This window comes from Streptomyces sp. NPDC012510 (assembly GCF_042955065.1).
Lineage (GTDB): Bacteria > Actinomycetota > Actinomycetes > Streptomycetales > Streptomycetaceae > Streptomyces.
Map to the genome: position 1 here is coordinate 1 of NZ_JBIBEN010000055.1, position 6247 is coordinate 6247.

General features: G+C 69.3%; 6 protein-coding genes, 1 tRNA gene and 1 pseudogene. 3 read left to right on the forward strand and 5 right to left on the reverse strand.

The window, feature by feature from the left end:
* The first annotated feature begins 335 nt into the window (after positions 1-335).
* Positions 336-593, forward strand: coding sequence for a hypothetical protein (locus ACFY9I_RS42015; protein ID WP_391012678.1), 258 nt, complete (start codon positions 336-338; stop codon positions 591-593).
* 37 nt (positions 594-630) lie between these two features.
* On the opposite strand, the gene ACFY9I_RS42020 is transcribed toward ACFY9I_RS42015, so the two are convergent.
* The 4 genes from ACFY9I_RS42020 to ACFY9I_RS42035 form a co-directional block, all read right to left on the reverse strand.
* Positions 631-753: a hypothetical protein gene (locus ACFY9I_RS42020; protein WP_391012681.1), complete on the reverse strand. Its 123-nt coding sequence runs from the start codon at positions 751-753 to the stop codon at positions 631-633.
* 304 nt (positions 754-1057) lie between these two features.
* A complete protein-coding gene (locus ACFY9I_RS42025; RefSeq protein ID WP_391012684.1) occupies positions 1058-3358 on the reverse strand; it encodes a hypothetical protein in 2301 nt (766 codons plus the stop codon).
* Positions 3359-3361: 3 nt separating this feature from the next.
* A tRNA-Pro gene (locus tag ACFY9I_RS42030) sits at positions 3362-3433 on the reverse strand.
* 29 nt (positions 3434-3462) lie between these two features.
* Entirely contained in the window at positions 3463-3594 is a 132-nt protein-coding gene (locus ACFY9I_RS42035) for a hypothetical protein (protein WP_391012687.1), read from the reverse strand.
* Between the two features lie 255 nt (positions 3595-3849).
* Here ACFY9I_RS42035 and ACFY9I_RS42040 point away from each other — a divergent pair.
* Positions 3850-4902, forward strand: a pseudogene (locus ACFY9I_RS42040) (transposase); the annotation flags it as partial.
* On the forward strand, positions 4899-5120 hold the full coding sequence (locus ACFY9I_RS42045) for a hypothetical protein (RefSeq protein WP_391012690.1): 222 nt from the start codon (positions 4899-4901) through the stop codon (positions 5118-5120). The pseudogene ACFY9I_RS42040 and the gene ACFY9I_RS42045, both read left to right, overlap by 4 nt.
* A 125-nt stretch (positions 5121-5245) precedes the next feature.
* Here the strand turns inward: ACFY9I_RS42045 and ACFY9I_RS42050 are convergent, their stop codons facing one another.
* Entirely contained in the window at positions 5246-5404 is a 159-nt protein-coding gene (locus ACFY9I_RS42050; RefSeq protein WP_391012692.1) for a hypothetical protein, read from the reverse strand.
* Positions 5405-6247: the final 843 nt, after the last annotated feature.

Genomic DNA, 6247 nt, shown 5'->3' on the forward strand with positions numbered 1-6247 from the left:
ACCAGCTCGGCGACCAGCCCGTCATCCACGGCGCCCGCCCCACTCACAGCGGCCTTCCCGGCCTCGGTGTCACTCGTCACGTCAGTCATCAACTGCCGCTTCCAGCTCGGGAGTTACACCACTCACCGTACAGACCCGCGCTTGGCGTCCCCAAAGCGCCGGCCGGGCCTGCGGCAGAGCCCGAGAACGTCGCAGTGCCCGCCCCCAGGCGGAAGGCAGGTGCCGCGCGCGGCGGGAACCAGCGGGCACGGAAGTCCACCACCGCGCCGGCAGAGGCAGCAGCGAAGAAGCCGGCGGCCGAGGCAACGGCTGCCACGAAGGCAGCCCAGCCCACCTTGGTCGAACTCATTCGCCGCCACCTCGCCGAGCTGAACGAACCGCGCTCCGCTGCGGAGATCTCCACAGCGATCGGCCAGGCCCACCCCGAGCGCCAGATCACGACCAAGGTCGTGCGGGTCACGCTCGAAGGGCTCGTGGCCAAGAGCCAGGCTGAGCGCGCGAAGCAAGGAAAATCCGTCTTCTACACCGCCCCCGCGCCGCAGTCGGCGCATGCGTCTGAGGCCGAGGCCCAGCCCGAAGACGCTGGCCTCTGACAATGCGTGGCGCGGAGCGCCACCGCCGCGCGCCCTGTCAGCGGGGACGCCAGGTGCGGACTTCGAAGTGGATGATCCGAGCGTCCAGACGGACATGCTCGGTCTCGACCAGCCATTGATACACGGCGGCGGCGGTGACGTCGCCGCCCCCGGCGTCCACATGGCGGGCGAAGTCGGCGGCGTGGAAGCCATCAGTCCGGGCAGAGCCGTACAGGAGCGTTCCTCGGTGTGGTCAGCGCGCTGGATGACGTCGCGGCGGATGCCGGGGGAGCTGGTGCGGCTGCCGGAAGGATGCACATAGCCGGTCTTGGCGAGGCACGCGGTGAAGGCCAAACAGCAGGCCCAGGTCGGCAGCTTCGGCGATCAGACTCCCCCACGCTCGCTCCCGAGGGGGCACAGTGGCGCCCGTTGCCGCTCCATGCCGCGTTGACGACCGGGCGGCAGCGGGTTGGTTCGGATACCTTTCACCGCATCCAGTGCCCGTCGGTGCTCCACCCCAGGAAGCGCCGGGCGCGGCCGCCGTCCGTGGTTCCGTCCCCGCCGAAGGTGCCGCCCTCGGCGATCAGGGTCAGGCCTGCCAGGGCGGGGCTCAGCCGGGTAGCGACATGGGCGGGGTGGCAGGCGGTCTCCTCGTTCAGGTCGGCGATGATCCGCCGCTGGTCCTCCGTCAGGCACAGGGACAGGTGGAATACCATCTGGCGCCACGCGTACGCAGCGTCCTTGATCGTTGCCAAGGGACGCGGGTTGTGGTGGACACGGGCGGTCAGCCGGCACACCGTCACGAAACAGCGGCGCGCCAGGTCGGCCCAGCCGGGCCGCGGGACGATGCCCACCCGGTGGACCAGCGTGGCCAGGTTGTGGGTGGTGAGGATCTGCGCCTGCTCGATCACCATGCCGTTCGCGGCGACCGACCATGATCCTGACCGCGTCCCGGCCCGTTCGGCGCATAGTCGCGCGAAACCGGGAGAGGGACGGGCGCCGTGCGAAAGGATCAGGGCCGTGCCGGACTCGATGATTGCCAGATTGCGGATCGCCGCGTAGTCGATGCCGTAGTAGCGCTCGTACAGCGTGCCACCGAGCAGTTCGCCCGCGATCCGCGCCGCCGTGAGGAACTTCGGGCTGAACGTGCCCATGAAGATGTCGGCGGCCAGCTCCTCCACGAACGGTGACCCCAGGTCGCACGCGCGCTCAAGTACGCCGAACTCACGGACCAGCGGATTGGGCAGGACGGTGCCCGGGAAGGCCTGCACAGCCAGCTCGCCCAGCTGCCGCAGCACGGTGAGCGCGCCTTCGCCGTCCGACTTGCCCAGCACCGCGGATCGCTGCCCGGACACCGCCCGTACCCAGGGCAGTTCCTCGACGCGCACCTGCCGTTCCAGGTTGAGTAGCAGCAGGGAGCGGCGGTCGCGGAACGCCCGGTAGTTCGCGGCCATCAGCGCCCGCAGCGCCTCGTCGGGGTACGCCTGTGCGGTGGTGGCGGCGACCAGCTGAGGTACCAGCTCGGCCATGACCTCGGCGGACGGGACGACGCCCCGCTCCACGAGTGTGCCGAGCGGGGCGCTCAGCGCGGACTCGACCACCTGGCCGATCGTGGGCGGTACGGCAGCCGCGGCGGGCAGCCCGGTCTCCCGGCTCTCCTCCTCGGTCACCGCGCGAAGAAGCGGGGCGACATCGCAGATGCCCGTCTCCTGTGGGAGTACGGCGAGCCGGCGCAGCATCAGCTGGGCCAGGGCGTGGTGGGAGGGGAGCGCAGCCTGCTCGGCCTGGCTCCGGCGCAGGGCCGCATGCCCGGCGGAGCCGGGCAGACCGCGCCGCCGCACCATCGACGCCACCGCATGCCGCAGCAGACCGAGCTGGCGCGCGTCCAGCGGCCGTCCGGCGACGATCTCCTCCAATGCGCCGCGCAGAATGCCCAGGTTTTCCTTGGGGTTGCGGTGTTTGGTACAGCGGGTGTGCTCTGCGGCGAGCAGCCGGTAGCGGCCGAGCAGGGCTTCGCCGCGCGCCAGCCAGTCGGCGTCCGGGGCGAGTTCGAGGACCCGGCCGTCCCGCGCCGTCCGCAGCCAGTGAACGAGCAGCTCGTCGCCGAACGGCTGCCAGATGGCGAGCGCCTCGCGCTGGGTCTCGACGGCCGGGTTCGGCTGCCGCCGTATCAGGGTGTCGACCGCGTCGGAGACGGTGTGCCGGTGGACGGCCGCGGTAGCGTCCGGCGCGGGCCCTTCGGCCGGGCGGGGCAGGAACCGCAGCCGGTCGGCGAACGGCTCCAGTTCCGCCGTGAGGTCCAGCGCCGCGTCCGTTTCCCCATGCCGCACCAGCCATGCCATGGCGAGCAGCGCCGCCTCCTCCGGCACGCGGATCTCGTAGTGGCCACTGTCCAACCGGGTCCACAGCCAGGTGAGTCCGGGTTCGGTCAGGCAGTGGGCGAAAAGCGCGCGCCGCTCGGCGGGCACGCCGAAACTCCGCGCGGCCTCGGTTTCGTACGGCTGGAGCGGGCCGCCCGCGCTCGCGGTCCCGGTGGCGAAGCCGCCCCGCACCACCTCAGGTGTCACCCAGGCCGGAAGCCCCGCGACCGGGGTACGTGATCCGACTGTGAGCCGTCCCGCGGCCAAGCCCGAGAGGACCTCCCGCCAGCGCTGCCCGCGTACCTCGGCGCGGCGCCGGATGTCGGCGTCCTCGTGGGTCAGCGCGGTCGTGAAGGCCTTGGCCAGCTGGACCGCCGCATAGGACGGGGTCGCGGAGAGGGGCTGCTGCTCAGCGTTGTCGTTCATAAGCCGACGTGGCAGGTTCCGCCCCTGCGCCCTCCGGGTCCCGAGCCCGGTGCTCTACTGCTGAGCTACACGCCGATGACCGCCGAAGGTAGACGCTGGGACGGTCACCGTTCAACCGGGTTTCGGCAAGGCGTCACGGTGGCGAACAGCACGCCGATGAGGGTGAGCAACAGCCGGATCACCAGCTCGGGGCCGACACGGTGGCGGCCTGGCAGCAGGACCAGGAGCAATGCCACGCTGTACCCAGTGCGGCCCGGACCGGGCGACAGCGACTGGGCCGACCACCGCACAATCCCACAACCCAAGTGGCGACCGCAGGCCGGCGTAACCGACCACCATGGGCATCCAACGGCTCCGAGGGACAACGACGAGGCAGAACCGGAGGGCAGCGACCCTCGACCGCGATATCGCCGAAAACCGCTCCGGGGCAATCTGGCTGCACCGCGCGATCATGACCGACTTCGCCCCCACCGAACGCAACGGTACGAAACGGGCCACTCCGCGCCGTCGTCACCCGGCTGGTGAACGGTACCTTCGCGGCCCGGGATGCCGCCTGGTGGGGGCAGGGCACGGCGTGCGCGTCGGACTCGAAAAAGTTCGGGTCCTGGTCCAGCAACTTCATGACCGAGTACCACGCCCGCTACGGCGGCAACGGCGTGATGATCTACTGGCACGTCGAGAAGAAGAACGTCTGCATCTACTCCCAGCTCAAGTCCTGTTCGTCATCCGAGGTCGCGGCGTTGATTGAGGGCCTGCTGCAGCATTGCACGGATGCCGAGATCGAGTCCAACTACGTCGACACCCACGGCGCTTCGGTGGTCGGGTTCGCCTTCACCGAGCTGCTGAACTTCCGCCTGCTGCCGAGGCTGAAGAACATCGGCAGCATCCGCCTGTACCGGCCGGACGACGCCCCGCCCGGCTGGCCGGCGCTGGGCGGCTCGCTGACCCGGCCTATCCGCTGGGAGCTGATCGAGCAGCAGTACGACCAGATGGTCAAGTACGCCACCGCGCTCCGGCTCGGGACGGCAGAGGCCGAGCAGGTCCTGCGGCGCTTCACCCGGGGCGGTCCCAAGCACCCCACCTACCAGGCACTTGAGGAACTCGGCCGCGCCGTGCGCACGGTCTTCGCTTGCGACTACCTCGCCAGCCCCGGCCTGCGCCGGGAGATCCACGGCGGCCTCCAGGTCGTGGAGAACTGGAACAGTGCGAACACCGTGCTGCACTACGGCAAGGACGGTGCCCTGACCGGCCCGGACAAGGAGCACGCCGAGACGTCGATGCTCGCGCTGCACCTGCTCCAGTCCAGCCTCGTGCACGTCAACACGCTGCTGCTCCAGCAGGTGCTGGCCGAGCCGAAGTGGGCGAAGAAGTTGAGCGCCGAGGACCGGCGCGGCCTGACCGCGCTGTTCTGGTCGAACATCAACCCGTACGGCACCTTCCGCCTGGACATGAACAAGCGGCTCGATCTCGGGCTGCCCGCAGCCGTGCCCCGCCCCCGCGCCCCGGCAGACACCGCTGTCCGAACGACCCCGGAGAGGCAATGAACGAGGCCGCCTGGCGGGCCCACGATCTGCTGCGGGCCTACGCCACACGCGATCGCGCCGCGATCGCCGAACACCTAGAGGACGACCAGCTGGAGTTCGCCAAGGGCGTGGTCGCCAACTTCTACCACGACACCCCAAGCGGCGCCCGAAGCCACCTCTTATGGCTTCGGGCGCCGCTTCTCGTGGTGCGGTGTCAGGCGTGGGCGGAAGCGAGGTAGCGCCGGGCGGTGACCATGAGGCCGAAGGCAAGGACGTGTGCGTACACCGGGAAGCTCACCCTGGCCACAAACCTGTTATCCCTGCACGCTCCATGATGGGTTGGGACACGAGCTCCGGATCGTGTTCAGCAGTTGCGGATCGTCCCCGAACCGACCTGGACGTTGCCGGAGTAGATCCAGCCATTACGCCAACTGGAGTTGGCCGGGTCGACGTAGTACCAGGTGTTGCCCGAATCAGGGTTGCGGTACTTACACACAGCCCACAGTCGCGTGTCCACGTCCATGTTGCTCCACCCGATGAATGCGCAGCCCGCAGCCGGCCCATACCTCAGCCGGATCTCTTTGGTAGTCCGCATGCCCACGCTGCCACCCGACCCGATGGGGTCCCAGTTACAGTTCACGGCTGCGGGGGCCTGGGGGGCGGACATGGTGTCCGCCTGAGCGGCTGCTGACGCTGACGGCATCATCGCGAAGGCTGCCGCGGTCGCAACGAGGGCCGCTCCAAGTCCTTTGAACAGTTGCACGAACTCCTCCTTCATCGTCCTGCTGAGCGTCCGCGGAGCAGGACACAACGGATGTCATCCACGTCGCGGATCGACGGTAGTCGTTCAGAATCAGCTCGCTGTGTGGAGAGTGATTCATCAACGCGACGGGCTGTGCCGTGGCGGCCAGCCAGACACCAAACAGACTGCTGACCATCGACAGGTGAAGCAATGAGAGCCGGCTGTCCCGGACAGTTCGCCGACTGTCCGGGCTGGTCCGGGCCTTGTCCCGGACAGCCCGGCCGCGGTAATACTGCGGCGGAGGCTCTACCGTGATCTTCGCGACCTGCGACGGGGGTCTTCCCGTCGCCGGGGCGAGTGTAGGCATTTACTGCGACAGCACCGGGAGGGCGGGGCAGGCGTAATGATCGAACCAGTGACCGAACTCGGGGTCGGGGGCGCGTTGCGTGCGCCGCACGCTCGGGTGGTGCCCCTGTCCGCTCCTCCGGCCACGTACACTGCGGCGGTCGAGCGGTACCTCACCGGAGCGGGCCTAGGGCCTGTTGCGAAAGTGGATCTTGTTCGTTGATGATCACGTCCTGTGGGACGTGGTGATCTGACGAACGGCCAGTGGGCCCGGCTGGA